24 protein-coding genes and 1 tRNA gene are annotated in these 24,655 nt (G+C 73.5%); 11 read left to right on the top strand and 14 right to left on the bottom strand.

The annotated features are described in order from the left end of the window. Window positions 1-6 precede the first annotated feature (6 nt). From ABD324_RS31285 to ABD324_RS31265, 5 genes are all read right to left on the bottom strand, one after another. Window positions 7-1,476, bottom strand: coding sequence for a peptidoglycan D,D-transpeptidase FtsI family protein (locus ABD324_RS31285; protein WP_344425365.1), 1,470 nt, complete (start codon window positions 1,474-1,476; stop codon window positions 7-9). After that, on the bottom strand, window positions 1,473-2,942 hold the full coding sequence (locus tag ABD324_RS31280; protein ID WP_344425362.1) for an FtsW/RodA/SpoVE family cell cycle protein: 1,470 nt from the start codon (window positions 2,940-2,942) through the stop codon (window positions 1,473-1,475). The genes ABD324_RS31285 and ABD324_RS31280 overlap by 4 nt, the downstream gene beginning before the upstream one ends. Further along, window positions 2,942-4,309, bottom strand: coding sequence for a PP2C family protein-serine/threonine phosphatase (locus ABD324_RS31275; protein ID WP_344425359.1), 1,368 nt, complete (start codon window positions 4,307-4,309; stop codon window positions 2,942-2,944). The genes ABD324_RS31280 and ABD324_RS31275 overlap by 1 nt, the downstream gene beginning before the upstream one ends. Beyond that, window positions 4,306-4,764 carry an FHA domain-containing protein FhaB/FipA gene (locus tag ABD324_RS31270; protein WP_344425356.1) on the bottom strand — a complete coding sequence of 153 codons (459 nt, stop codon included), beginning with the start codon at window positions 4,762-4,764 and terminating at the stop codon, window positions 4,306-4,308. The genes ABD324_RS31275 and ABD324_RS31270 overlap by 4 nt, the downstream gene beginning before the upstream one ends. Before the next feature lie 91 nt (window positions 4,765-4,855). After that, a complete protein-coding gene (locus ABD324_RS31265; protein ID WP_344425527.1) occupies window positions 4,856-6,106 on the bottom strand; it encodes an FHA domain-containing protein in 1,251 nt (416 codons plus the stop codon). Here ABD324_RS31265 and ABD324_RS31260 point away from each other — a divergent pair. Both ABD324_RS31260 and ABD324_RS31255 read left to right on the top strand, forming a co-directional pair. Beyond that, window positions 6,017-6,220 (top strand): hypothetical protein, encoded by a 204-nt coding sequence (locus ABD324_RS31260; protein ID WP_344425536.1) that lies wholly within the window; start codon window positions 6,017-6,019, stop codon window positions 6,218-6,220. The two genes, ABD324_RS31265 and ABD324_RS31260, sit on opposite strands and share 90 nt — an antisense overlap. A 132-nt stretch (window positions 6,221-6,352) precedes the next feature. Next, window positions 6,353-6,435 (top strand) — tRNA-Leu (locus tag ABD324_RS31255). Between the two features lie 78 nt (window positions 6,436-6,513). Here ABD324_RS31255 and ABD324_RS31250 read toward each other — a convergent pair. Both ABD324_RS31250 and ABD324_RS31245 read right to left on the bottom strand, forming a co-directional pair. Beyond that, on the bottom strand, window positions 6,514-7,137 hold the full coding sequence (locus ABD324_RS31250; RefSeq protein WP_344425354.1) for a nucleoside/nucleotide kinase family protein: 624 nt from the start codon (window positions 7,135-7,137) through the stop codon (window positions 6,514-6,516). Further along, complete coding sequence (locus tag ABD324_RS31245) at window positions 7,134-7,379, bottom strand: DUF2630 family protein (RefSeq protein ID WP_344425351.1); 246 nt, start codon at window positions 7,377-7,379, stop codon at window positions 7,134-7,136. Before ABD324_RS31245 ends, ABD324_RS31250 begins: the two co-directional genes overlap by 4 nt. A gap of 70 nt (window positions 7,380-7,449) precedes the next feature. Here ABD324_RS31245 and ABD324_RS31240 point away from each other — a divergent pair, with 70 nt between their 5' ends. Beyond that, window positions 7,450-8,190, top strand: coding sequence for an IclR family transcriptional regulator (locus ABD324_RS31240; protein WP_344425348.1), 741 nt, complete (start codon window positions 7,450-7,452; stop codon window positions 8,188-8,190). On the opposite strand, the gene ABD324_RS31235 is transcribed toward ABD324_RS31240, so the two are convergent. Then, entirely contained in the window at window positions 8,183-9,019 is an 837-nt protein-coding gene (locus ABD324_RS31235) for an LLM class F420-dependent oxidoreductase (protein WP_344425345.1), read from the bottom strand. The two genes, ABD324_RS31240 and ABD324_RS31235, sit on opposite strands and share 8 nt — an antisense overlap. Before the next feature lie 241 nt (window positions 9,020-9,260). On the opposite strand from ABD324_RS31235, the gene ABD324_RS31230 reads away from it, so the two are divergent. The 5 genes from ABD324_RS31230 to ABD324_RS31210 all read left to right on the top strand — a co-directional run bounded on the left by ABD324_RS31230 (window position 9,261) and on the right by ABD324_RS31210 (window position 14,507). Next, a complete protein-coding gene (locus ABD324_RS31230) occupies window positions 9,261-10,472 on the top strand; it encodes a Y-family DNA polymerase (protein WP_344425342.1) in 1,212 nt (403 codons plus the stop codon). Window positions 10,473-10,690: 218 nt separating this feature from the next. Continuing rightward, the gene (locus ABD324_RS31225) at window positions 10,691-11,782 is read left to right on the top strand and encodes a 5-methyltetrahydropteroyltriglutamate--homocysteine S-methyltransferase (RefSeq protein WP_344425340.1); all 1,092 of its coding nucleotides are present in this window, start codon (window positions 10,691-10,693) and stop codon (window positions 11,780-11,782) included. Between the two features lie 114 nt (window positions 11,783-11,896). Beyond that, the gene (locus ABD324_RS31220; protein ID WP_344425339.1) at window positions 11,897-12,223 is read left to right on the top strand and encodes a TfoX/Sxy family protein; all 327 of its coding nucleotides are present in this window, start codon (window positions 11,897-11,899) and stop codon (window positions 12,221-12,223) included. Beyond that, window positions 12,220-12,933 (top strand): class I SAM-dependent methyltransferase, encoded by a 714-nt coding sequence (locus ABD324_RS31215; protein ID WP_344425337.1) that lies wholly within the window; start codon window positions 12,220-12,222, stop codon window positions 12,931-12,933. The genes ABD324_RS31220 and ABD324_RS31215 overlap by 4 nt, the downstream gene beginning before the upstream one ends. Before the next feature lie 65 nt (window positions 12,934-12,998). Further along, entirely contained in the window at window positions 12,999-14,507 is a 1,509-nt protein-coding gene (locus ABD324_RS31210) for an MFS transporter (RefSeq protein WP_344425335.1), read from the top strand. A gap of 190 nt (window positions 14,508-14,697) precedes the next feature. Here ABD324_RS31210 and ABD324_RS31205 read toward each other — a convergent pair whose 3' ends face one another. From ABD324_RS31205 to ABD324_RS31195, 3 genes are read right to left on the bottom strand one after another with little or no spacing between them, the layout of a single operon-like run. After that, entirely contained in the window at window positions 14,698-15,390 is a 693-nt protein-coding gene (locus ABD324_RS31205; protein ID WP_344425331.1) for an iron-sulfur cluster assembly protein, read from the bottom strand. Then, complete coding sequence (locus ABD324_RS31200; protein WP_344425329.1) at window positions 15,387-16,451, bottom strand: amidohydrolase family protein; 1,065 nt, start codon at window positions 16,449-16,451, stop codon at window positions 15,387-15,389. Before ABD324_RS31200 ends, ABD324_RS31205 begins: the two co-directional genes overlap by 4 nt. A gap of 22 nt (window positions 16,452-16,473) precedes the next feature. Continuing rightward, window positions 16,474-17,502: an NAD(P)-dependent alcohol dehydrogenase gene (locus tag ABD324_RS31195; RefSeq protein ID WP_344425326.1), complete on the bottom strand. Its 1,029-nt coding sequence runs from the start codon at window positions 17,500-17,502 to the stop codon at window positions 16,474-16,476. A gap of 332 nt (window positions 17,503-17,834) precedes the next feature. Here ABD324_RS31195 and ABD324_RS31190 point away from each other — a divergent pair, with 332 nt between their 5' ends. From ABD324_RS31190 to ABD324_RS31180, 3 genes are all read left to right on the top strand, one after another. Then, complete coding sequence (locus ABD324_RS31190) at window positions 17,835-18,494, top strand: NAD(P)H-binding protein (RefSeq protein ID WP_344425323.1); 660 nt, start codon at window positions 17,835-17,837, stop codon at window positions 18,492-18,494. 248 nt (window positions 18,495-18,742) lie between these two features. Further along, a complete protein-coding gene (locus ABD324_RS31185) occupies window positions 18,743-20,125 on the top strand; it encodes a dihydrolipoyl dehydrogenase family protein (RefSeq protein ID WP_344425320.1) in 1,383 nt (460 codons plus the stop codon). Window positions 20,126-20,770: 645 nt separating this feature from the next. Continuing rightward, window positions 20,771-21,745, top strand: coding sequence for a pentapeptide repeat-containing protein (locus ABD324_RS31180; protein WP_344425315.1), 975 nt, complete (start codon window positions 20,771-20,773; stop codon window positions 21,743-21,745). 586 nt (window positions 21,746-22,331) lie between these two features. Here ABD324_RS31180 and ABD324_RS31175 read toward each other — a convergent pair. Genes ABD324_RS31175 through ABD324_RS31165 form a run of 3 tightly spaced genes read right to left on the bottom strand, consistent with a single transcriptional unit; the run spans window position 22,332 to window position 24,636 of the window. Then, window positions 22,332-23,306, bottom strand: a complete 975-nt coding sequence (locus ABD324_RS31175; RefSeq protein ID WP_344425312.1) for a copper resistance D family protein — start codon at window positions 23,304-23,306, stop codon at window positions 22,332-22,334. After that, the gene (locus ABD324_RS31170; RefSeq protein ID WP_344425309.1) at window positions 23,306-23,860 is read right to left on the bottom strand and encodes a copper resistance CopC family protein; all 555 of its coding nucleotides are present in this window, start codon (window positions 23,858-23,860) and stop codon (window positions 23,306-23,308) included. The genes ABD324_RS31175 and ABD324_RS31170 overlap by 1 nt, the downstream gene beginning before the upstream one ends. Beyond that, complete coding sequence (locus tag ABD324_RS31165; RefSeq protein ID WP_344425306.1) at window positions 23,857-24,636, bottom strand: YcnI family copper-binding membrane protein; 780 nt, start codon at window positions 24,634-24,636, stop codon at window positions 23,857-23,859. The genes ABD324_RS31170 and ABD324_RS31165 overlap by 4 nt, the downstream gene beginning before the upstream one ends. Window positions 24,637-24,655 lie beyond the last annotated feature (19 nt).

Below are 24,655 nucleotides of genomic sequence, written 5' to 3'. Positions count from 1 at the left end.
GGGTACTCACTGGCCCCCCCGGAGCGCCTCCGCGATCACGGCCCGCCCGATCGGCGCCGCGACGGAGCCGCCGGTCGCCTCCAGGGCGCGGTCGCCGCCGTTCTCCACCAGCACGGCCACCGCGACCTGCGGGTCGTTGGCCGGGGCGAAGGCGACGTACCAGGCGTGCGGAGGGGTGTTCTTCGGGTCCGTGCCGTGCTCCGCGGTGCCCGTCTTCGACGCGATCTGCACACCGGTGATCTTGCCGCCGCCCTGCGTGCGGTTCTCGGAGCCGATCATGAGGTCGGTGAGCGTGGCGGCCACCCCGGCGGGCATCGAGCGGCCGAGCCGGTCCGGCTCGGTGGTGTCGATGACGTCCAGGTCGGGGCCCTGGATCTCCTTGACCAGGTGCGGCGCCATGGTCTGCCCGCCGTTGGCGATGGAGGCGACGATCATGGCGTTCTGCAGCGGGGTGAGCCGCACGTCCCGCTGCCCGATCGCGGACTGCTGCGCCGCGGCCGTGTCCGGCATGTCGCCCACGGCCGACGCGGTGACCGGCATCGGGATGGTCAGGTCCGAACGCCCGATGCCGAAGGCGTCCGCCTGGGCCCGGATCTTGTCCGCCCCGAGCTCGCCGCCGAGCTGCGCGAACGCGGTGTTGCAGGAGCGGGCGAGCGCCTCGCGCAGCGACGCCGTCTGCCCCGTGCCGCACTGGGTGCCCGCGTAGTTCTCGAGCGTGGTGTTCGTGTTGGTCAGCGTGATCCGCGGGGCCGCGGTGAGCTGGCTGTCCGGCGTGTAGCCGTTCTGCAGCGCGGCCGCCGTGTCGACCAGCTTGAAGGTGGAGCCGGGGGGGAAGGTCTGGTCGATCGCCCGGTTCGGCAGGGTGGCCGGGTTCGCCGCGTTGTCGGCCTTCCAGGCCTGCTGCTGGGTGGAGCTGCTGTGGCTGGCCAGCGGGTTCGGGTCGAACGACGGCGTGGAGACCATCGCGAGGATCGCGCCCGTCTTCGGGTCGAGGGCCACCACCGCGCCCTCGTACCCCTTCGCCGTCATCTGCTGGTAGGCCTTCTCCTGCACCGACGGCTTGATGGTGAGGACGACGTTGCCGCCGCTGGGGTCCCGGCCGGTGATCAGGTCCGAGAGCCGGCGGGCGAAGAGCCGGTCGTCGCTGCCGTTGAGCACGGGATCGGCGTAGCGCTCGATGCCGCTGGAGCTGTAGATCACCGAGTAGTAGCCGGTCAGGGGCGAGTAGACGGGCCCGTCGGCGTACTGGCGCTGGTACTTGAGCCGGTCGTCCGTCTCGACGCTCTGCGCGAGCACCTGCCCGTCCGCGCTGATCTGGCCGCGCTTGCGGGCGTACTCGGCGAGCAGGACGCGCTGGTTGCGCGGATCGTCCCGGTAGTCCCCGGCCTTGACGACCTGCACGTAGGTGAGGTTCCCGAGCAGCAGCAGGATCAGCACCATCACGGCGATGGCGATACGGCGGATGGGCGTGTTCACGAGTCCGCCGCCCCCGGTCGCGCGACGAGCTCGGTGCCGGCGTCCGCGATGGCGACGGCCGGGGCGGCGGGGCGGCGGGTCAGCGGCGCCCGCGCGGCGTTGGAGATCCGCAGCAGCATCGCCACCAGGGCGTAGTTCGCGACGAGCGACGAGCCGCCGTAGGACAGGAACGGCAGCGTCAGGCCGGTGAGCGGGATGAGCTTGGTGACCCCGCCGATGACCACGAAGATCTGCAGCGCTACCGCGAACGACAGCCCGGTGGCCAGCAGCTTCCCGAAGCTGTCCCGCACCGCGAGCGCGCTGCGCAGGCCGCGGGTGATCAGCACCAGGTAGACGATCAGGATCGCGGCCAGCCCGATCAGGCCCAGCTCCTCGCCCAGCGAGGACCACATGAAGTCGCTCTCGGCGAAGGGCACCAGGTCCGGGCGGCCCGCGCCCAGTCCCGTGCCGCCGACGCCGCCGGTGCCCAGCCCGAACAGGGCCTGCGCGAGCTGGTAGCCGCGGTTGTCGTAGTCCGCGAAGGGGTCCAGCCAGATCTGCACGCGCACCTGCACGTGCCCGAAGAGCTGGTAGGCGATCACGGCGCCGACGACGAAGAACGCCAGCCCGATGAGCATCCAGGACACGCGCTCGGTGGCCGCGTAGAGCAGCACCAGCAGGATGCCGAAGAACAGCAGCGACGTGCCCAGGTCGCGTTCCACGACGAGGACGCCGACCGAGAGCCCCCAGGCCACGATCAGCGGCGCGAGGTCGCGCGCGCGGGGCAGCTCCATGCCCAGGAACCGCCGGCCCGCGGTGGAGAACAGGTCCCGTTTCTGCACCAGGAACGCGGCGAAGAAGATGATCAGCAGGATCTTGGCGAACTCACCGGGCTGGATGCCCACGCCGCCCACCCGGATCCACAGCTTCGCGCCGTTGACCTCGGAGATCGACGACGGCAGCAGGCCGGGCAGGGCGAGCAGCACCAGGCCGGCGAAACCGCAGGTGAACGCGTAGCGGGCGAGCGTGCGGTGGTCCTTGACCACCCACAGCACCGCGATGAACAGGGCCAGCCCGATCGCCGTCCACGCCACCTGCCGGGCGATCAGCGCGCTCGGCGGGGCGTTGCCGAGCAGGGCCGCCCGGTCCGCGTCCGCCAGGTCGAGCCGGTGGATCATCACCAGGCCCAGCCCGTTGAGCAGGGCGACCGCGGGCAGGATCAGCGGGTCCGCGTACGGCGCGAACCGGCGCACCGCGAGGTGCGCGATCGTGAGCACCACGAGGTACGCGGCGCCGACGTAGAGCAGCGAGGTGGTGAGCTCCTGCTCCTGGTTGGCCTCCACCAGCACCAGCGCCCCGGTGACCAGTACCGCCGCGAACACGAGCAGCAGGAGTTCGATCGTGCGGCCGGTCGGGAGGCCGGGGGCCCGCCCGGCCGGTGCCGGGTCCGGACGGGGCGGTGCCGTGCTGGGGAGACCGGCCGCCATCAGCCGGCCGGCCGGCAGGTCGTCCCCGGCACGGGGGTGGCGCTCGGCAGGGGCGTCGAGTCGGGCTGCTGGGTGTCCGCGGGCGGCGCGTTCGGGTCGGTCGGGACCGGGGGCGCGGTGGTGGCCGGCGTGGAGGCCGCGGTCGGGCAGACCGGCAGCATCCGCGACTCGAGCCGCTCGACGGTGCCGCGGGCGCCGTCGATGCCGCTGCTGGCCGAGAAGCCGCTGCGCAGGTTGTTGCGCGCGTCCTCGGGCAGGTCCGAGAGCTTGATGTCCGAGCGTTCGGCGACCTGCTGCAGCGGTACGCCCAGCACGCTGCCGCGGACGCCCTGGTAGATCACGACCTGCTCGGCGTCCAGACCGACGTAGTACTGCTGCAGCACCCAGCTGCGCGCCAGCAGCCCGCCGACGACGAGCAGCACGGCGACGACGCCGACGGCGATCGCCACGCGGACCGCGGTGCGCCGGTGCGGGCGGTCCCGGCGCCCGGCGGCGGCCGGCTCGACCTGGCCGGGCTCGACCCGGCGGGGGAGCGCGCGCGGCAGCGTGGTCGCCGAGGCCCGCGACGCGGCGGTGTCGTGACCGGAGAGCCCGTCGTCGCTGCCGTCCCCGGCGGCGCCGCCGATGATCGGCCGGTCGTCCCCGTAGTCGACGTCGAGGACGTCCGCCACGATGCAGGTGATGTTGTCCGGGCCGCCGCCGCGCAGCGCGAGCTCGATCAGCCGGTCCGCGCACTCCCGGGGATCGGTGTAGCCGCGCAGCGTCTCGGCCAGGGTCTCGTCGCTGACCGGCCCCGACAGCCCGTCCGAGCAGAGCAGGTAGCGGTCCCCGGCGCGGGCCTCGCGGATGGTCAGCGAGGGATCGACGTCCGCCCCGGTGATGGCGCGCAGCAGCAGCGAGCGCTGCGGGTGCGTGTGCGCCTCGTCCTCGGTGATCCGGCCCTCGTCGATCAACGACTGGACGAACGTGTCGTCCTTCGTGATCTGCTTGAAGTCGCCGTCGCGCAGCTGGTAGGCCCGCGAGTCGCCGATGTGGACCATGCCGAGGCGGGTGCCGGCGAACAGGATCGCCGTGAGCGTGGTGCCCATGCCCTCGAGGTCGGGGGACTCGGCGACGTGCCGCGTGATGGCGGCGTTGCCCTCGAAGGTCGCCTCGCGCAGCTCGGCGAGCAGGTCGTCGCCGGGTTGGTCCTCGTCCAGCGGGGCGAGGGCGGAGATGACCAGGGACGAGGCCACCTCACCGGCGGCGTGCCCGCCCATCCCGTCGGCCAGGGCCAGCAGCCGCGGGCCGGCGTAGACCGCGTCCTGGTTGTTCTGCCGGACGAGCCCGCGATCGCTGCGGGCGGAGTAGCGCAGGACCAGCGTCATGAGCGCAGCTCGATCACCGTCTTGCCGATACGGACAGGGACCCCCAGGGGCACCCGGGTGGGTCCGGTGACCTTAGCCCGGTCCAGGTAGGTGCCGTTCGTCGACCCGAGGTCCTCGACGTACCACTCCTCGCCCTGCTGGCTGATCCGCGCGTGGCGGGTCGAGGCGTAGTCGTCGTCGAGCTTGAGCGTGGAGTCGTCCGCCCGGCCGATCAGGATCGGCCGGGAGTCCAGGGTGATCCGGGTGCCCGCGAGCGGGCCCTGGGTGACCTGGAGCTGACGTGCGGTGCGGCTGCGGCCCGTGCGCCGTGCCGTCCGGCCACCGCCGGGCAGGATCGCCCGGAGGCCGGAGGCGGCGTACAGGTCCGACCGCACGACCCGTAACGCGACCAGCACGAACAGCCAGAGCAGGGCGAGGAAACCCGCTCTGGTCAGCTGCAGCACCAATTCGGGCACTCGCCGCGCACTCCGATCTCAACCGATGGGCAGGACGGATCCAGGGGACGGTGCAGGGTACCGACCCCTCGACCGTGGCCCTCCCGCCGGATCAGGCCTGGGTGCGGAACACCAGGCTCGAGTGGCCGACCCGGATGACGTCACCGTCGTTGAGCTGCCACTGCTGCACCGGGTTGCCGTTCACCGTGGTGCCGTTGGTCGAGCCGAGGTCCGACAGCGTGGCGCCGTGGCCGTCCCAGCTGATCTCCAGGTGCCGGCGCGAGACGCCGGTGTCCGGGAGCCGGAAGTTCGAGTCCTGGCCGCGGCCGATGACGTGCGTGCCCTCGGTCAGCGGGTAGTTGCGGCCCGAGCCGTCGTCGAGGGTGAGCGAGGCCTGCAGGGCCTGGCCCTGCTGTCCCCAGCCGCCCTGCTGCTGCCCGCCCCAACCCTGCTGCTGGCCGTAGCCCTGCTGGTCGTAGCCGCCGTCGTAGCCCTGGTCGTACTGCTGCTGCTGGCCGTAGCCGTCGTAACCGGGCTGCTGGTAGCCGGGCTGCTGGTAGCCCTGCTGGCCGTAGCCGGGCTGGGCCGCGCCGTAGCCCTGCTGCTGGCCGCCGTACTGCTGGCCGCCCTCGTAGCCCTGCTCGTAGCCGCCCTGCTGGTAGCCCTGCTGACCCTGCTGGCCGTAGCCACCCTGCTGGTAGCCCTGGTCGTACCCCTGCTGCTGGCCGCCGTACTGCTGCTGCCCGTAGCCCTGGTCGTACCCCTGCTGGGCGCCGTAGCCACCCTGCTGGTCGTAGCCGCCCTGCTGGCCGTACTGGCCCTGCTGGCCGTATTGGCCCTGCTGACCCTGCGGGGCCTGCTGGCCGTAGCCAGGCTGGCCCTGCTGGTCGGCCGGCGGCGCGTAGGTCTGCTGACCATAGGGGGCACTACGGTCGTAGCCGTACTGCCCGTTCTCCTCGGGGTGGCCCGGTTGCTGGCTCATGGGTGCTTCTCCTGCGTTGCGTGCCCGGGTGGCGGACCGACGGGAAGCGTCGGGATCCACGGCCGAGCGGGTGCGGAACTGTCCCGTGTGCAGCGCCTCGGAGCGCTCCAGGAAGACTACGACCTCGCCATAGGTGTCCCACCCCTGGTCGGCGAGTTGGGCGGCCACGTGTGCGGAGAGCGAATCGACGACCTCCGCGTGGTCGCCCGCCATGCGGTCCAGATCGGCGGGGCTGAGCTGGACGGTGTAGGCGTTGGGTGCGAGCACCCGGCCCCCCGCCAGCTGCCGTAGATGGTCTTCGGCTTCCCTGAGCAGCGCCTGTGCGACTTCCTGGGGAACGACACTGCCTCCGAAGACCCGCGCGAAGGCATCGTCGACCATCCCCTGGAGACGGCGTTCGAAGCGATCGACACGGCCCACTCGATCTTCCTTTCCTCCGCGTCGGCGTGTTACCGGCGCTCCCGATCGTATCCGTGCTACGCCGCGCCCCGGTGACACCCGACCCGGTGGTGCGGTGACCGTCCGCCCGCGCGCGCCGGATCGCGGGCCCCGATGGTCACTTCCGTGCACTCCGACCCCCCGTGGATCGGGTGATCAGTGTGCGTGATAGCTTTCCTCCCGTCGCTCGGGCGAGTGGCGGAATGGCAGACGCGCACGGTTCAGGTCCGTGTGTCCGAAAGGACGTGAGGGTTCAACTCCCTCCTCGCCCACAATCCTCAGAAGGCCCGCCGTCGGCGGGCCTTTCTTCTTTCGCCGAGTTGCACCCGGGGTGCGGTGAACGACCATCCTCACCCCCGCATCGCCGGCCGCTCCGGATGATCGGCCATCACCAGAACGTCCGCCTCGCCCTCCGGGTTCCGCTCGCGGGCGTAGCGCTCGAACACGGGCAGGGTCCACCGCTCGTCCTCACGCGTGCGCCTGCCCAGCGCCGCGCGCCCCATGTGCAGGTGCGCCACGACCTCGAACGGCAGGCCCCGGCCGAGCAGCAGGGCCCCGGAGAGGACGACGACGCCGGAGTCCCCCAGATCGACGTACTCCTCGCGGTAGGCGCGGTCCCGCTCCGCGTCCCAGAGCCGGGGCAGCACGCGGGTACCGGCGGGCTCGAGGACCTCGCGACGCAGGGCGCCCTCGTCGAGCCATCCGTCGAGGAACATCTCCTCGTCGTGGTGGCCGTACTCGAGCCGCACCGACGCCGGGCGCAGGAAGTCCGCGGCGCGCACGGCCAGCGCCGTCCGCCCGCGCAGCCGCAGCTCCTCGACGACGGCCGCCGCGAGCTCGTCCGGGGCCGCCGGCGGTGGCCCGTCGATCGCGAGCCGGATCCGGCCCGGCCGTTCCTCGTACTTCCGTTCGACCCGGTCCGCCAGGTGCGTGGCCAGCAGCGCGCGCGAGACCGGCCGGATCGCCGCCGTCACTGCCGGTAGTTCTCCACGACGGACTCGGCGCGGGTGCTCGCCTCGTCCGGGTCGAGACCGGCGGCGCGGCGGGCGTCCCGCTGGCGCAGCAGGTCCCAGCAGCGGTCCAGGTCCACGTTGATCTGCCGGAGGCGGGACTGCTCCTCCTCGTCGAGGGCCTTGCCGACATGGGCCCGCTCGAGGCGGTGCTCCTCGTCGACCAGCTCGGTGATCCGGTGCCGGAGCTCGGCATCGTCGGCCATGATCGCCTCCGTGTGGGTGCCGCGGGGTGGGTGCTTGCCGCTGGGTCGCGTCGGCGCCGACACTAGTCGTGTGACAGGGCAGGGCGGCTCCCTCGCACGGGCACTGCGGGTGCTCGAGGCGGTCTCGGTGCTGGGCGACGGCGTGACCGCCAAGGCGATCGCGCGCCGGCTCGGCTGCCCGCTGCCCACCGTCTACCGCGCCCTCGCCACCCTGGTCGAGGAGGGATACCTGGTGCGGCTCAACGCCGTGCGCGGCTACGGGCTGGGCTACAAGGTCGCCGAGCTGCACCGCGGGCTCACCACCCAGGTCCGGCCCCCGGCCCCGGTGCGCGGCCTCCTGCACGAGGTGCACGACGGCATCGGCGCCGCGGCCTACCTCGCCGTGCTGCGGGACACCGACGTCGTGGTGGCCCATGTGGACCGCTGCGCGGACCATCCCGGCGCGCTGGGGCTGGTGGCCGGGGAGCCCGCCCCCGCGCACGCCACGGCGCTGGGCAAGGTGCTGCTCGCCGGGCTCGGCCCCGCGGAGCTCGGCGAGGTCCTGGAGGGGCGCGCGTTCACCGCGTTCACCCCGCGCACGGTCGCGGACCGCCGTGGCCTCGATCGCGAGCTGCGCCGGGTCCGGGCGGCGGGGGCCGCGGTGGAGGTCGAGGAGTTCCACCGCGGCGTCGCCGGGATCGCGGTGCGGGCCGGCAGCGGGGCGGCCGTCGGGGTCGCCGTCAGCCGCGCCGAGTTCGCCGCCCGCCGCTGGGAGCTCGAACACGCCGTCCGGGAGACCGCGGAACGCGTCGGACGGGCCCTGGCTAGTTGATCAGGTTCGCGAACGCGTCGAGCTCGGCCAGCGTGGCGTCGCGCGCGCCCGGACCGTCCTGGTCGGTCAGGGCGTACAGCAGCCGGTCCGCCCCGGCCTCCACGTAGGACTCCAGCGCCTCCGGCGTCGGGACGGCACCGAAGATCGTCACCGAGCGGTACCGGCCCGCGCTGCGGTCGCGCAGCTCCCGGACCCGCGCGGCGAACGCGTCGAGCTCGGAGAGCCTCAGGCGCAGGGGGATCCAGCCGTCGCCGTGCTCGACGACCCGGTCCAGCACGGTCGGCCCGCCGCCCCCGATGAGGACCGGTGGCACCCGCGTGGGCTTGGGCCAGGACCAGATCGGGTCGAAGTCCACGAACTCGCCGTGGAACTCGGCCTCGTCCTGCGTCCAGATCGCACGCAGCGCCGCGAGCCGCTCGAGCATCGCCGCCGTCCGCCGCGCCGGGTCGACGCCGTGGTGCCTCATCTCCTCGGTGTTCCACCCGGGCCCGATGCCCAGCTCGAACCGGCCGCGGGAGATCCGGTCGACGCTCGCGACCTCCTTGGCGAGGTTGACGGGATGGTGCTGGTTGATCAGCGACACGGCCGTGCCGAGCGCGACCCGCTCGGTGACGGCGGCGATCGCACCGAGCGCGACGAACGGATCATGGGTGTGGGCGTACTTCCGCGGCAGCTCGCCCCCGCCGGGATAGGGCGAGCGGCGGCTGACGGGGATGTGGGTGTGCTCGGTGAGGAACAGCGCGTCGAAGCCGCGCTCCTCGACCGCGCGCCCCAGGTCCACGGGCTCGATGCCGTAGTCGGTCAGGAACGTGGCGATGCCGAACTGCATGGGGCCCGACCCTGCCACCCCGGCCGCCGAGCCGCCGGGGTGGCGGATCGCCGTGCCACCGGGCTGCTGGGTCGCCGTGCCGCCGGACCGCCGGACCGCCGGACCGCTGGACCGTCGGGCTGCCGGGTCGCTGGACCGTCGGGCTGTCGGCCGTGGGGCTGCTGGCCGTGGGGCTGCCCGATCGTCGGGCCGCGGGCCTCAGGGCTGTCGGGCCACTGCGACGATCGGGGACCATGGCCGCATGGTCGTGCTGCACGCCGACGTGGACCAGTTCCTCGTCGCCCTCGAGCGCCGGCGGGACCCGGCGCTGGTCGGGCGGGCGGTGATCGTCGGCGGGACGGGCGACCCGACGGTGCCGCGCACGGTCTGCATGTGCGCCTCCTACGAGGCCCGGGACCGCGGGATCCGGGCGGGCACGCCGCTCCGGGTCGCCCACCGCCGGCTCCCGGACGCCGTTTATCTCCCGTACGACGAGAAGGCCTGCGCCGCGGGATCCGTCGAGGTCATGGACGCGCTGCGGGAGCTGGGGGACGTCGAGGTGCTGGGGTGGGAGGAGGCCTTCGTCGCGCCTCGCGGGGGCCGGCAGGTGGCACTCCGCGAGTCGGGCCCCGGCACGGCGCGGGTCGGCGGCCCACGCGGCACGCCGCACGAGTCGGGAGCCGGCCCGGGGCGAGCGGGGACTCCCACCGACCGGACCGCGGAACCGCCCGACTCCCGGGCCGCGGCTGCGCAGGTCGGCGAGGTGTCTCGCCCCGCCTGCGCTGCGTCCGGGTCGCCTGCCGACCTCGCCCGCGCCGCTCAGGCCCTCGTGCTCGCCCGCACCGGACTCGTCTGCTCCGTGGGCGCCGGGGACACCCCGCTGCAGGCGAAGACCGCCACCGGCTTCGCCAAGCCCGCCGGCACGGCCGTCCTCTCCACCGCGACCTGGCTGGGCACCATGGGCGACCGTCCGACCTCGGCGCTGTGGGGTGTCGGCCCCCGGACGTCCACACACCTGGCCGAGCTGGGGATCACGACTGTCGGCGAGCTGGCGGCCGCGGACGCCGACCGGCTCGTCGCCCGCTTCGGCGCGACGGGCGGGGCGCACCTGCTCGACCTCGGCCGCGGCGGCAGCCCTCGTGATCTCGTCACTGAGCCGAGAAAGGCGGTGTCACGTGGCCACCAGGAGACCTTCGCCGCGGATATCGTCGAGCCGGCCGTGATCACCGAGCAGCTCGTCCGGCTGGCCCGGGAGCTCGCGGCGGAGGTCCTCGGCGACGGCCACACCGTCGCGGAGGTCGGCGTCACCGTCCGCACCTCGACCTTCTGGGAGAGGACGAAGACGCGCCGCATCACCCCGGCGACCACCGACCCGTCCGTCATCGAGGAGGCCGCACTCGTGGCCCTGGGGAGGTTCGAGATCCACAAGCCGGTGCGGCTGCTCGGGGTGCGCCTGGTCTTCGGCCCCGAGTGATCGCCGTCCCGGTGCTCGCACGGCTGCCCCGAGATGCCTGAGCGCACCGAAGCGCCGATCACCGCGCGTGGCGGAGCTGCGCTGCCGCGCTCGGCCCGGGACTGATCGCCGTTCCCGTGCTCGCCCGTCTGCCCCTATGTACTCGACCGCACTGAATCGTCGATCTTCGTCGGCTCTCGGGCCCGGTCGCAGGGCTCCTGCGGGTCTACCGTCGGTTCATGGCGCCCCGCACCGAACCTCCGTTCCGCGCCGACCACGTCGGCTCCCTGCTCCGTCCGAAGGCCCTGCTGGAGGCCCGGGAGCAGCACGCCCCCGGCTCGCCGGAGCTGGTGGCCGCCGAGGACGAGGCGATCCGCGAGGTCGTGCGGATGCAGGAGGACCTCGGCCTGCGCAGCGCCACGGACGGCGAGTTCCGCCGCACCTCCTGGCACATGGACTTCATCTACGGCCTCGGCGGCGTCACGAAGACTGACGAGCAGATCCGCGTGCGGATGGTCAACGCCGACGGCGAGGACTCGTTCACGAGCGCCGGCCTCGCGATCGCCGAGCGGGTGCGGCTGGACGAGCCGATCTTCGCCGACGCCTTCCGTTTCCTGTCGCAGCAGGTCACGACGGCCACGCCGAAGCTCACCATCCCCAGCCCGAGCATGGTCCACTACCGCGGCGGCACCGCGGCGATCGACCGGAGCGTCTACCCGGACGTCGAGGAGTTCTGGGCCGATCTCTCCGCGGCCTACGCGGCGGAGATCCGCGCGATGGGTGAGCTCGGCTGCCGCTACCTGCAGCTCGACGACACCAGCCTCGCCTACCTCAACGATCCCGCCGAGCGCGAGGCGCACGCCGACGCCGACCATCACCGCTACATCCGCCAGATCAACGCCGCCATCGCCGACCGGCCCGAGGGCATGCGGATCACCACCCACATGTGCCGCGGCAACTACCGGTCGAGCTGGGCGGCCGAGGGCGGCTACGACTACGTCGCCGAGGCCCTGTTCGGCGGGCTCGCCGTGGACGGCTTCTTCTGCGAGTTCGACGACGAGCGCTCGGGCGGCTTCGCCCCGCTGCGGTTCGTGCCTCCGGGCACGCAGGTGGTGCTGGGCCTCGTCACCACCAAGAACGGACGGCTGGAGGACGCGGACGCGCTCAAGCGGCGCATCGACGAGGCCGCGAGGTACGTGCCGCTGGAGCAGCTCTGCCTCTCCCCGCAGTGCGGCTTCTCGTCGACCGTGGAGGGCAACGCGCTCACGATCGAGGAGGAGAAGGCGAAGCTGCGGCTGATCGTCCAGGTGGCCGAGGACGTCTGGTCCTGATGATCATCCCTGGTGGAGATCATCAGGACCGTGCTGTCGGATGATCACGGAAATTCCGCGCTCAGGTCCTGATGATCACCGGCGGGAGGGCGGCGGGCGCGGAATACTCCCGGCATGGGCTATGACGAGGGGCTCGCCGCGCGGATCCGCGACCTGGTGCCCGGCGCCACGGAGAAGACGATGTTCGGGGGCCTCGCCTTCCTGCTGAACGGCCACATGGCCGTCGCGGCGAGCGGGCGTGGCGGGCTCATGGTCCGCGTGGATCCCGCGCGGGCGCCGGAGCTGCTGGAGAGGCCCGGCTGCACCCGGATGGTCATGGGCGGCCGTGAGATGGACGGCTGGCTGCGCGTCTCCGGGTCCCCCGAGATCGACGAGGTGGACGGCCTGGAGGACTGGGTCGCCGAGGGTGTCGGCTTCGTGCGCACCCTTCCGCCGAAATGAGCTCCCCCGAGGGGTGGGGCGAGCCGCTGTACGACCGCGTCCTGGCCGGGATCGCACCGGGTTCGAGCGTGCTCGACGTCGGCTGCGGCCCGGGCGTGTTCGCCGCGTTCGCGCAGGCCAGGGGCATGACCGTGCACGGCGTCGACCTCTCCCGCGCGGCGCTCGCGCAGGCCGAGCGGACGGCCCCCGGCGCCACCTTCGCGATCGGCGACGCCCACCAGCTCAGCGGCGAGTACGACGTCGTGGCGCTCGTCCAGGTGCTGGCCCACGTGACCAACCCGGTGAAGGTCCTCCAGGAGGCCGGCCGGGTCGGAGGCGCGGTGCGGGCGACGGTCTGGGGCCGCGAGGAGGAGTCCGACATCCGGCTCTTCGGCGAGGCCCTCGAGCCGTTCCTACCGCCGAAGGACCAGCGCCGCACGCCCGCCGGCCCGCCGCCGCTCACCGATCCCGACCGCTTCCGCAAGGTCGCCGGGCTCGCCGGGCTGGAGGTCACCGCGCTCGACGAGGTGCGCAGCCCCTTCGCCTACCCGGACGAGGATTCGCTGGTCGGGCCCCTGCTGCAGTCCGATCTCGGCCGGTACGCGGCGAACCGGGCCGGCCCCGCCGCCGTCCGCACAGCGGTGCTGGACACCTTCGAGCCCCGCCGCAACGGGGAGGGCTACCGCCTGGAGAACCTGTTCCGGGTCATGGAGGCCCGCGCCGCCGGGTGATCGGTGCCCTGTGATCCGCGTCATGTCCGGTGCGGTGGAGCGACCGGCGTCCGTAACTTGAGTTCGTGAAGAAAACTCAGGGCGTGACGGTCGCCGCCGCCGCGCTCGCGCCGTTCGTGGTGTTCGCGAGCTTCCCGCTGCCGATCGTGGCGCTCCCGGCCATCGGCGCGGACCTCGGCGTCGGCCTCTCCGAGCTGAGCCTGCTGGTCAGCGGCTATGCGCTCGGCCTCGGCGCCCTGTTGCTGACGGGCGGGGCGCTGGCCGACCGGTTCGGCGCGGCCCGCGTCTGGATCGGGGCGATGGCGGCGTTCGCCGTCCTGTCCGCCGCGTGTGCCCTCGCGACGACCGTTCCGCTGCTGGTCGGGGCCCGGATCGCGCAGGGCGCCGCCGGGGCGGCCCTGATGGCCTGCTCGCTCGGCCTGATCGCGCGCAACGTCGAGCCGGCCCGCCGGGGCGGCGCGGTGGCCCTCTGGGGTGCCGCGATCGGCGCCGGGCTGTCGTGCGGGCCGGTGGGCGCCGGGCTCGCGCTGGAGTTCGGGCGCTGGCGTCCGGCGTTCGCGGTGCTGGCTGCGGTCGCGGCGATGGCCGCGCTGGTCGGCGTGGTCGCGCTGCCGACCCCTCGGGGCACGGCGGGCGGCCGGTTCGACCTGGTCGGGACGGTGCTGCTGAGCGTCGGGCTGGGCGGTCTGATCCTCGGGGTGAGCTGGGTCGGCTCGGGATTCTCGATGCGGGTCGGGATCGCGTTCGGGCTGGCCGTGGTGCTGCTCCCACTGTTCGTCGCGACGCAGCGCGGGCGCGAGGTCCCGATGTTCGACGTCGGCCTGCTGCGGATCCCCAGCTATACCGGCGGCCTGGTGGCGGGCCTGGCGATGGCGCTGTCGATCCTCTCGATGCTGGTGCTGATCGGGCCTTTCCTGCAGGTGGTGTTCGGGCTGTCCGCGCTGCAGGCCGGGCTGTGGTTCCTCCCGGCGACCGGGCTGTCAGCCGTCGTCGCGCTCTTCGGGGCGCGGATCGGCGCGAGGTTCTCGCTGCGGACCCGGCTCACCACCGGGCTCGCGCTCGCGGCCGCCGGACTGGCCGCGCTCGCGTTCGCGCGCACGGACTGGACGTTCGCGCTGTTCCTGCCCGGGTTCGTGCTCTCCGGTCTCGGGGTCGGGCTGGCGAACCCCGCGCTGGGTGCGGCCGCGGTCGTCGGGGTGCCGCCGGAACGCGCGGGGGTCGCGGCCGGCGCCGCCAACACCGCCCGTCAGCTGGGCAACGCCCTGGGCATCGCCGCCCTCGGCGCGATCATCCACGCCGGCGCGCTGGCCTCGGCCAGGGGCGAGCTGCCGATCGCCGCGGACCTGCTGGCGGCCGGGGATCTGCGCGGCGCGACGGCGGTCGCCCCCGCACAGGCGGTACAGGCGGCCTACGCGATCTCGCAGACCACCGGGATCCGGCTGGCGCTGGAGGTCTCGGCCGTCCTGGCCCTGCTCGGCGCGGTGGTCGCGGCCTTCCTCCTCCGCCCCCGCCCGGCCCCCGAACAGGTCGAGATGAACGTGGGCCACGTCGCGGAAGCGCAGGCAGGGCGCTGAGGTTCATCTCGGGTTCATCTCGGCGCGGACCCGCCGTCGTCGGCCGCCGCCCAACCCGGCCGAGATGAACCTCAGGCACGTTTCGGAAGCGCTCGAAGCGCCCTGAGGTTCATCTCGGCCGGGCCGGAGGCGCGCATGCGGACGGCCCTCCCGTGCGGGATCGCCGCCCGGGAGGGCCGTCGGTGGTGGGTCAGGCGCGCGCCTTGGCCTCCTCCGAGTACCGCGTCTTGAGCAGGCTCTTGCAGTACTCCCCGTTGGTCTCGATCCCCACGCGCTGCAGCCGCGCCCGCCGCAGGTGCAGCGGGACCTGCGCGGCGGTGACGCGGCTGCCGTCGCCGTGGATCAGCAGCGGTGCCTCGTCGTCGTAGGGCAGCCCGATCGCCATCCGGCGGTCGCGCAGCCTGCGCAGCTCCATCGAGTCAGGGACCTCGGCGAGGGTCATCGCGGCGAGCTCGTCCGGGCCCACCCCCTCGTCGACCAGCGGCCGGGCCAGATGGTCCTGACCGGCCAGTGCGGCCTTCGAGAGGAAGACGTGGCGCAGCTCGTCGAGCTCCGCGGTGGCCTCGCCCTCGAAGGAGCCGACGAACCCGGAATGGGCCGCGACCCCGCCGTTGATCTCCTCCGACGCGTGGTGGTCGGCCAGTGCGACCACCGCGCGCGTGACCCCGGGGACCGCCGACACCGCGTCGTAGGCGTCGGCGACCATGAGGAAGGAGAAGTTGGGCGCGCAGAAGAACGTCGGCAGGCGCAACCCGACGGAGACCTCCCCCGTGGGGGAGACGGTGCACGACTCGACGAAGTCGAGGTCCGTGATGGGCTCGTCCAGCTCCGGGTCGAGCACCGTCCCCAGCGCCCGCCAGACCTCAGCGGGCAGATCGGTCATGCCTGGGCACCCGCCTTGCCCTCGACGAGCTCCTCACCCGGGGCCTCGGCGTCGCCGGCCGAGGTCTCGAGCTGCAGCTCCGCGGGCACCGGGATGTCGTAGAGCTTCGCCGCGTTGAGCCCGAGGATCTTCTTCTTCGACGCGGTGGTGAGGCGCGGGTAGTCGGCGAACTGGTCGTCGTCGGGCATGTTCCAGTCGACGAGGCCCTCGACCTGCCACTTCGGCACCCAGATGTTGTAGTCGCCGCCGAAGAGCATCTTGTCCTCGCCGACCCAGAACAGCAGCTCGCCCATGACCTTCGCGAAGAACTTGGGACGGGCGTGCATCAGGCCGCCGACGACGACCGACAGGCCGGCGTAGACGTTGGGCTCCTGCACCGCCATGAAGCAGAAGTCCTCGATGCGCGGCAGGCCCACGTGCTCGACGATGAAGTTCAGGCCCTGGAAATCGGTGGCGGCGTGGTCGACGTCGGCGACGTCGAACGCGTCCTTGTCCAGCGGCCAGATCGTCGGGCCCTTGTGGACGTGGACGTTCTTGATGCCGAGCTCCTGCGCGGCCTGCAGGAATTCGTAGCATTCGGGGTCGGTCAGCTTGTAGCCGCGGGAGGCGCCGTTCCATTCCGCGGTGTAGAGCTTCACGCCCTTGTGCTTGTACTTCTTCACGTCCGCCTCGAGCTGGCGGAGCCCGGCGTCGCCCTCACGCGGGTCGAAACGGCCGTTGACGATCAGCTTGTCGCCCCAGCGCTCGAGCAGCTCGGCGTTCTGGTCGACGGTGTTGAAGCCGTTCTTGTACCACTCCTTGAGGTACGTCGACTGGAAGATCGCGTAGTCGACGTGGCCCTCGATGAACATGTCGCGCTCGAAGTCCTCGGGCGTGACCTTGAGGTAGTGCTCCCAGTCCCAGTGGGTCTCGGGCGGGCCGAGCTGGTGGTAGCCGTAGAAGCAGTCGATCCAACCCTTCGCGAACTGCTCCTTGCCTTCGACCCAGTTCTCCTTCGACGCGTCCCAGAAATGGCTGTGGGAATCGACGACGAAGTACTTCTCTCCGTCTTTCTCGTACATGTGGTGGTGTCCTTTCCGTCAGTTACGGAACGAGGATCGCGCGGCCGCGGACCCGGCCGGCGTCGAGATCGTGGAGGGCGTCGAGCGCCGCATCCAGGGGGTACTGCTTCGTGTGCAGCGTGACCTTCCCGGCCTGCGCCAGGACCATCAGTTCGGACAGATCGGCGTAGGTGCCGACGATGTTGCCGATGACGTTCTTCTCGCCACCGACGAAGTCGAGCGTCGGGGCCTTGAACTCGCCGCCGTAACCGAGGACGTACTGCGATCCCGCGGGGGCGGTCATCTGCCAGGCATCGAGCTCGGCGCCCTGTTCGGCGACGAAGTCGAACACCACGTCGCCGCCGCGGCCGTTCGTGAGGTCCTTGACGGCCTCGATGTGGTTGCCGTCGGCGAGAACGGTCTCGTCCGCACCGATCTGCTTGGCCAGCGCCAGGGCATCGGGGTTGCGGTCGACCACGACGATCCGGGTACCGGTGATCGCGGCGAGGGCCTGGACCGCGATGTGGCCGAGGCCGCCCACGCCCTGCACGACGGCGGTGGTGCCCGGGTAGAGGTCCGGCACCGCCTTGCGCACCGCGTGGTAGGCGGTGATCCCGGCGTCGGCGAGCGCGGCGACGTCGGCGGGATTGGTGCTCGGGTCGAGCTTGATGCAGGCCCGCGCGGTCGTGCGCAGGTACTCGGCCATGCCGCCGTCGTTGTTCGACAGGCCGGGGAAGAAGGCGGCCTCGCACTGCATGTCCCGGCCGCGCCGGCAGGCCAGGCAGAGTCCGCAGCTCGGTTGCGGGTGCAGGATCACCGTGTCCCCGACGGCGACGTTGGTGACGCCGTCGCCGATCTCGTGCACCCAGCCCGCGTTCTCGTGGCCGATCACGTACGGCAGATCCGGGTTCTGGGCGTCCTTCCAGTCGCCGTTGATGATGTGCAGGTCGGTCCGGCAGACGCCGGCGCCGCCGATCTTGATGATCACGTCGAGCGGGCCCTGGAGGGTGGGCTCCGGGATGTCGTCGATCGTGGGATCGGAGTGGTACTCGTGCACCCGGACGGCTTTCACGCCGTACCTCCTCGCGAGTCGGTGTGGTCGCGATCACCGTCAGCCAGGGGTGGGCGGCGTCACAAGGCGCCCTCTTCCGCTATTCGAGAAAACGGTCATATCGGGCAGTTGGTGGCCCGCGGTGCTCGGATGCGGTTCGCGCCGCAGGCCCTCTGAGCTGCGGCGATGGTCGTTCGGCGGACCTTCGTGGGCCTGGGTGGCCGGTGTCTCATCCTGCGACGCACTCCCCCAACGGAGGAGGAGCTGAGCCCGACCTCACGCAGGGTGTTCCACGTGGAACATCGGCGGTGTCCGGCCCGAGCGTCGGCGCGCGGCGCGCTAGCGTCGCGGCCATGCGCATCGTGATCGCCGGCGGCCACGGCCAGATCGCCCTCCGGCTCGCCACCCTGTTGACCGCCCGGGGCGACGAGGTGACCGGGGTGGTGCGCAATCCGGACCACCGGGCCGACGTCGAGGCCACCGGTGCGTCGGTGGCGGTTGTGGACCTCGAGTCGGCCGCCGCAACGGATCTCGCACCGCACCTCGAGGGCGCCGACGCGGTCGTGTTCGCGGCCGGGGCGGGGCCGGGCAGCACGGCGGAGCGCAAGGACACGGTCGACCGCGCCGCCGCCGAACTGCTGGCCGACGCCGCCGCGGCCGCCGGGGTCCGCCGCTACCTGTTGGTCTCGGCGACCGGGGTGGACGCCGAGCCCGATCCGGCACGGGGCGAGGTGTGGGTCGCGTACATCCGGGCGAAGAAGGCGGCGGAGGACGCCCTGCTCGGGCGCACCGATCTCGATCTGACGATCCTTCGTCCCGGCACGCTCACCAACGACCCCGCCGTCGGCCGGGTGGCCCTGTCCACCGGCTCGCTGGAGCGGCGCGAGGTCACCCGGGACGACGTCGCCGCGGTCCTCGCCGCGCTGCTGGCGGCGCCGGGCACGGACGGGCTGACCCTGGAGCTGATGGGTGGGGACAGCCCGATCGCCGAGGCCGTCGCGGCGGTGGTCTGAGTGGTGTGCCCGGTCGCGCCACGGCGCGGCCCGCGGGACTGTGAGGTGCGGCGGGGCGTCGCAGGGTGTGGCCGCGGTGTCGGGAGCGAGGGTGGTGACGCGCCGTGGCGTCGGGCCGCACCGTCGCGCCGTCCGTGCGCACCGGCGATGCCGCTGCGGGCCCGGATGGCTGTCGGCCCGGGATGTGAGTGGTGGGGCGGGCGGCGAGGTCTCGCCGTGACGGGTGAGCGACTGGCCGGAGGCGAAGGATGACCGAGTTCGACGTGATCGTGATCGGGGCGGGACCCGTCGGGGAGAACGCGGCCGACTACGCCCACCGCAGCGGGCTGTCCGTCGCCCTCGTGGAGGGCGAGAAGGTCGGCGGCGAGTGCTCGTACTGGGCGTGTATCCCGTCGAAGGCGCTGCTGCGGACGCCGAACGCGGTCGCCGCGGCCCGTCGGCTCGCGGGCGTCACGGCGACCTTCGACCCGAAGGAGGTGTTCGCCCGCCGCGACGCCTTCACCGGCCGTGGCGACGACTCGGGGCAGGCCGAGTGGGCGGCGTCGGCCGGGTTGACCCTGGTCAGAGGGCATGCTCGGCTGGCGGGGGAGCGGACCGTCGAGGTCGGCGACACGACGCTGACCGCGCGGCACGCCGTCGTCGTGGCCACGGGGAGCGTGCCGGTCACGCCGCCGATTCCCGGCCTGTCCGACGTCCGCAGCTGGGGCTCGCGCGAGGCGACCTCGGCCGACGCGGCGCCCCGCAGGCTCGGTGTGCTGGGCGGCGGGGTGGTCGCGTGCGAGCTCGGACAGGCCTACCAGCGGCTGGGCTCTCAGGTCACCATGCTCGTCCGGGACCGGCTGCTCGCGGCGCTCGAGCCGGTCGCCGGGTCGCGGGTCGCCGACGCCCTCCGCGCGGAAGGGGTCGACGTGCGCATCGGCGCCCAGCTCGAGTCCGTCGCGGCGGCCGGGGAGGCGATCGCCCTGACGGTCGGGGGCGAGACGATCGAGGTCGACGAGCTGCTCGTCGCCACCGGCCGCCGCCCGCGCACCGCCGACCTCGGCGTGGACGCGGTGGGTCTGGAGCCCGGGAAGCCGCTCGCGATCGACGACTCCGGCCTGGTCGAGGGCGTCCCGGGCGGCTGGCTGTACGCGGTCGGCGACGTCACCGGTCGCGCCCCGCTCACCCACCAGGGCAAGTACCAGGCCCGGATCGCCGGCGCCGCGATCACCGCCCGCGCCGCCGGCACGGCCCTCGACACCGCGCCGTGGGGCGAGCACTCGGCCACCGCGGACCACGTCGCCGTCCCGCAGGTGGTGTTCACGGATCCGGAGGTCGCGCACGTCGGCCGCACCGCGTCCGAGGCCCGGGAGGCGGGGATCGAGGTCCGCGAGGTGTCGCTGGACATCGCGGTGGCGGGCTCGTCGCTGCACGCCGACGGCTACGAGGGCACCGCGGTCCTGGTGGTCGACACCGCGCGGGAGGTGCTGGTGGGCGCGACCTTCGTGGGCCAGGACGTCTCGGAGCTCCTCCACTCCGCCACGGTCGCGGTCGTGGGGGAGGTCCCGCTCGCCCGCCTCTGGCACGCGGTCCCCTCATTCCCCACGATCAGCGAGATCTGGCTCCGCCTGCTGGAGGCCTACCGCGCCTGACCCACCGCCCGACCCCGCGAGTCGGCACATTCGGGAGGCCGAATGTGCGATGTCGGGAGAGGTGGCGTGAGCCCGGATCGGCTCGACCCGGGGCTCGACCCGGTGGGCTCGGTCGGTGGGTGCTCCGGGTGGGGCGCTGCTCGGTGGTGTGGCTGGTGTGATCGCTCCTGGTGGTGTGGTGCGGCCACCCGCGGCCCGCGGCGCAGCGCCGGTGATGATCATTCGGCGAGCGCGTGGCGGGGACGTGGCGATCTGGCCCGGGTCGGCGGGATGGGGAAGGTGTGGCGGGATGGGGAAGGCGTGACGGGCCGGGGGAGACGTGACGGGCCGGGGGAGACGTGACGGGCCGGGGGAGACGTGACGGGCCGGGGGAGACGTGACGGGCCGGGGAGACATAGCAAGGGCATGGCGGTCCGGCAGGGGGTGGCGGGCTGGGGAAGACGCGGCGGGCTCGGGAAGACATGGCGGTCCGGGGAGACATGGCGAGCTGGAGGGCGTCCCTCGCGGTGCGGGACGGCCGTGGGTGGCCGCTGTGCACCGCCGGCGTCGATCACCGGGTGGGGTCGTGATGCGCGGCGGCCGGGCGCGCGTCGGTGTGGGGCAGGCGCGGGTGGTGATCACCGTCGGCGGGCGTAGCGTCGGGCCGTGATCGGCGTCGAGGACCTGCGGGCGGACTGTTCCCGCTGTACGGGACTGTGCTGCGTGGCTCCCGCCTTCGCGCGGTCCTCGGACTTCGCCTTCGACAAGCCCTCCGGGACCCCCTGCCGCAACCTCGGCGAGGACTCCCGCTGCGGTGTCCACTCCGAGCTCCGGGAGCTGGGGATGGTGGGCTGCACCGTCTTCGACTGCCTCGGGGCGGGGCAGGTGATCGCGGCGACGGGGGACTGGCGGACCTCCCCCGAGCTCGCCCGCGCCCAGTTCGACGCCCTCCCGGTCCTGCGCGCCCTCCACGAACTACTGCGCTACCTGGACGAGGCCGTGGGGCTCGACGGCGCGGCCGCGGGGCTTCCGGGAGTGGCCGGCGAGGATGATCAGGAGGGAGCTCGCGGAGCCGGTCCCCGGACAACGGTGTCCGGTCAGTCGGGGTCGCGCGGGAGGTCCGATCGGACGGGGGCGTCCCCGGCGGGTGCCGATCCGACCGGGTCGCGCGAGGACGGCGCTGTCTGCGCCGCGCGGGGGGACAGAGCCGGTCCGCTCGGAGAGGAGCTGACCGCGCTGCGCTCCCGGATCGCCGGGCTCGCCGCGCTGCCCCCGGCCGCGCTGGCCGGGGTGGACGTCGACGGCTGCCGCCGCGAGGCGAACCCCCTGCTCAGCGCGGTGAGCGAGACGGTGCGCGGGCAGGGACCGGATCGCCGTGGTGCGGACCTGATCGGTGCCCGTCTGCGAGGTGCGGACCTGCGCAACGCGAGCCTGCGCGGCGCACTCCTCCTCGGCGCCGACCTCCGCAACGCCGATCTCCGGGGTGCGGACCTCACGGGCGCGGACCTGCGCGGCGCGAAGCTCGCCGGCGCCGACCTCCGCGGGGTGCTGTTCCTCCTGCCCCCGCAGCTCGCCGCCGCCCGGGGCGACCGCACCACCCGCCTCCCGGACGGCCACACCGCTCCGCCGCACTGGGTCTGATCACCGCGAGAGTCACGGGAGCGCCCTCGCACCGGCGCTCCCGTGCCGCCCGGGGCGACCGCGCCACCCGCTTCCCCGAGGGCCACACATCTCCGCCGCACACTGGGTCTTGATCACCGCGAGAGTCACGGGGGCGCCCTCCCACCGGCGCTCCCGTGCCGCCCGGATCGATCACCCAGGCGAAGATCCGCGGCAGCGTCACCGGGCCGCTGCCGCACTCGTCACGAAGGAGCGCTCGGAACGATCATGGGCGTCGGAATGACCCCGGCGGCCCATCGGCCCCTCCGGCCTGCACCCGACCGCGCGAGCCCCATCGGCTCCTCCGGCTGCACCAACCGCAGCTCTGCCGCCCGGGACTCCGAACGGGACCAGGAGCGGCGGGGCCGCCGTCCTCCGGTCTCGCTCATCGGGCCTCGCTCATCGGGGTCACAGCGCCTTGATCACAGCGGACGTCACAGCGGACCTCACCGCGGCGGCGCGGCCAGGTGGCTCGAAACCGATGCCCGCGCCGGATGCGGTGGGTGATCGTCGCGGGCGGGACCGGATGACGTCGGGGACGGCCCTCTGGCCACCCCCGGAAAGATCATCAGGGGGCGGTCTGGCTCAGGGCCGCGGCGACGCCGATCGTCAGCGCCATCACCGTGACCTCGATCCCCGCCCACCTCAGCACCGGGAGCGTGCCGCGCTGCAGCCGGCGGCGGGCGAGCCAGCCCAGGCCGCCGAGGATCGCGACCAGCGCCGTCTTCACCAGGATCAGGACCCCGTATCCGCTGGTCACGAGGGCGGGGAGGGTCGGGAGGCGCAGCGCCGCGTTGGCCACGCCCGTGAGTGCGGTGCCGAACACGCAGACGGTGGCGATCCGGGAGAACCGGGGGAGCGCCCGGTCGAGGAGCGCGCGCTGCGGCGCGATCAGCACCAGCAGCACGCCCAGGCCCCCGACCCACAGCGCCGAGGCCCCCACGTGCAGGGCCACGGTGACCACGGCGAGCTGGTGGTCCGGCGAGGAACCGGTGTGTCCCGTGACGGCCGGGGTCAGGGCACCGAGCAGGGCCGCGACCAGCACGATCCGCCCGGGCACCGCGTCCGGGTTGCGGAGCCGCGCGATCGCGCAGCCGAGCACCGCGATCGCGCACAGCGCCGTCAGCACCACTCCGCGGCCGGCCGCGATCCGGGTGGCGAAGGTGCCTACCTCCGCCGCGCCGATCGACCCCAGCGGGCGCCCGTAGGCCTCGGCGGTCCGCACCGCGAGGGAAACGAGTGTGGCGATCAGCCAGCCGGCGGCCACGACCACGGTGGCCCGGTCCCCGCGGCGGATCACGGTGGTCCCGCGGGAGTCCCGCGCGGACGTCGGCACCAGAACGGTGACCAGGCCGAGCCCGACGGCGGCGACCGCGGCGGCGTCGGTCGAGCCGCGGAACGCCGTGGCCGCCAGGGTGAGGTCGCCGGCCGCGAACGTGCCGGCCAGGATGCCGGCGACCAGGGCGGCACCGACCGCGAGCGCGATCCACAGGACGGGGGCGACCCGTTCCGCGGAGTCGCGCCGCGCGGCCGGTGCCCCCATCAGCCCTTGCCCAGCCGCATCGCGACGACGACGCCGGCGCCGACCAGCACCACCGCCCCGACGATCCACGGCCACACCGGCATCCCGCCGCTCTCGGCGGGCGCCGCTTGGTCCGCAGCGGCCGCGACCGGCGCCGCGTCCCCGGACGGGATGGGCTGGTCGGCCTTGCCGACACCCGTCCCCGCCTGGGTCAGGGTGAACCCGACCTTGCCGGTGACGGGATGCCCGTCGTCGGAGAGCACGCGGTAGCCGATCTCGTACTTCCCGGCCGGCCCGAGCGGCCCGACGCCGACGCTCACCGCGTCACCGTTCGCCGTGACGTCGCCCTGTTGGTAGTCCTTGCCGTCCGGGCCCACCACGGTGACCGTGTTGAAGCCGGGCGTCATGGTGTCGCTGAACTTCAGGGTGACGGTCGTCGGGCCGGTGGCCAGGCTCGATCCGTCGGCGGGGGTGCTGCCCTCGAACTGCGCGTGCGCGAGCGCCGGAGTGGCGCCGAGCAGCAGCGCGAGCCCGGCGAGCAGGCCGACCGCCGCGAGCCGCAGCACCTTGGTCACGAGTCGCTCCGCGCGTGCTCCGGCTCCGACGTCGCAGGGGCCGGGGACGACTGCGCCGACTTCCGCGCGCGCAGCGCAGCGCCGCCACCCAGGCCGAGGCCCAGCGCGCCGAGAAGCAGCCCGGCCCCGCCGAGCCAGCGGGCGGTGGTGTCCGTGCTGCTCGCGGCGGCGTCGTCGCCCGAGCCGGCAGCCCCGGCGTCGTGCCCGTGTCCGCCCGCGGCGGTCGCCGCGGTCAGCGTGACGGTCGGGGCGGGGTGCGCCGGCTCGGCGGCACCCGGGACGGTCGGCTCGTTCCAGTTGACGATCCGGCCGTCGTCGTAGGTCTGGGCCGCCGGCAGCAGGATCTGGTCGGTGCCCTTCGGCAGCGGGCCCACCGAGATCGGGAAGTCGACGTACTGGTTCGGCCCGATCCGGGTGCCGGGCTGCGCGGTGAAGGTGACCTTGAGGACGGCCTGGGTGATCTGCTTGCCGTCCACGGTCACCGGCGCGGGCAGCGCGCCCTTCGTGACCTCCGAGGTCCAGCCCGCCTGCGGCGTCGTGCGGGCCGAGGTGATCGGGTGGTCGGTCGGGAAGGTGACCTCGAGCTTGGTGGTGCCCGCGGTGTCCGACTCGTTGGGCACGCGCAGGGTGATCACGGTGTAGCCGCCCTGCTGGGCGGTCCCGGGCTGGGCGGTGACGTGCGCGAACGCCGGCACGGCGGCGCCCAGCAGGATGCCGCCGGCGGCGACGGTGACGGCCGCGGCGCGCAGGGCGGTGCGGCGGGTACGGGTGAGCACGGGGTTTCCTCCGGTTTCG

Source organism: Pseudonocardia ailaonensis, assembly GCF_039531635.1.
GTDB lineage: Bacteria > Actinomycetota > Actinomycetes > Mycobacteriales > Pseudonocardiaceae > Pseudonocardia > Pseudonocardia ailaonensis.
The sequence above is the reverse complement of the archived record's forward strand: the minus strand, read 5'-3'. Positions and strand labels throughout refer to the sequence as shown.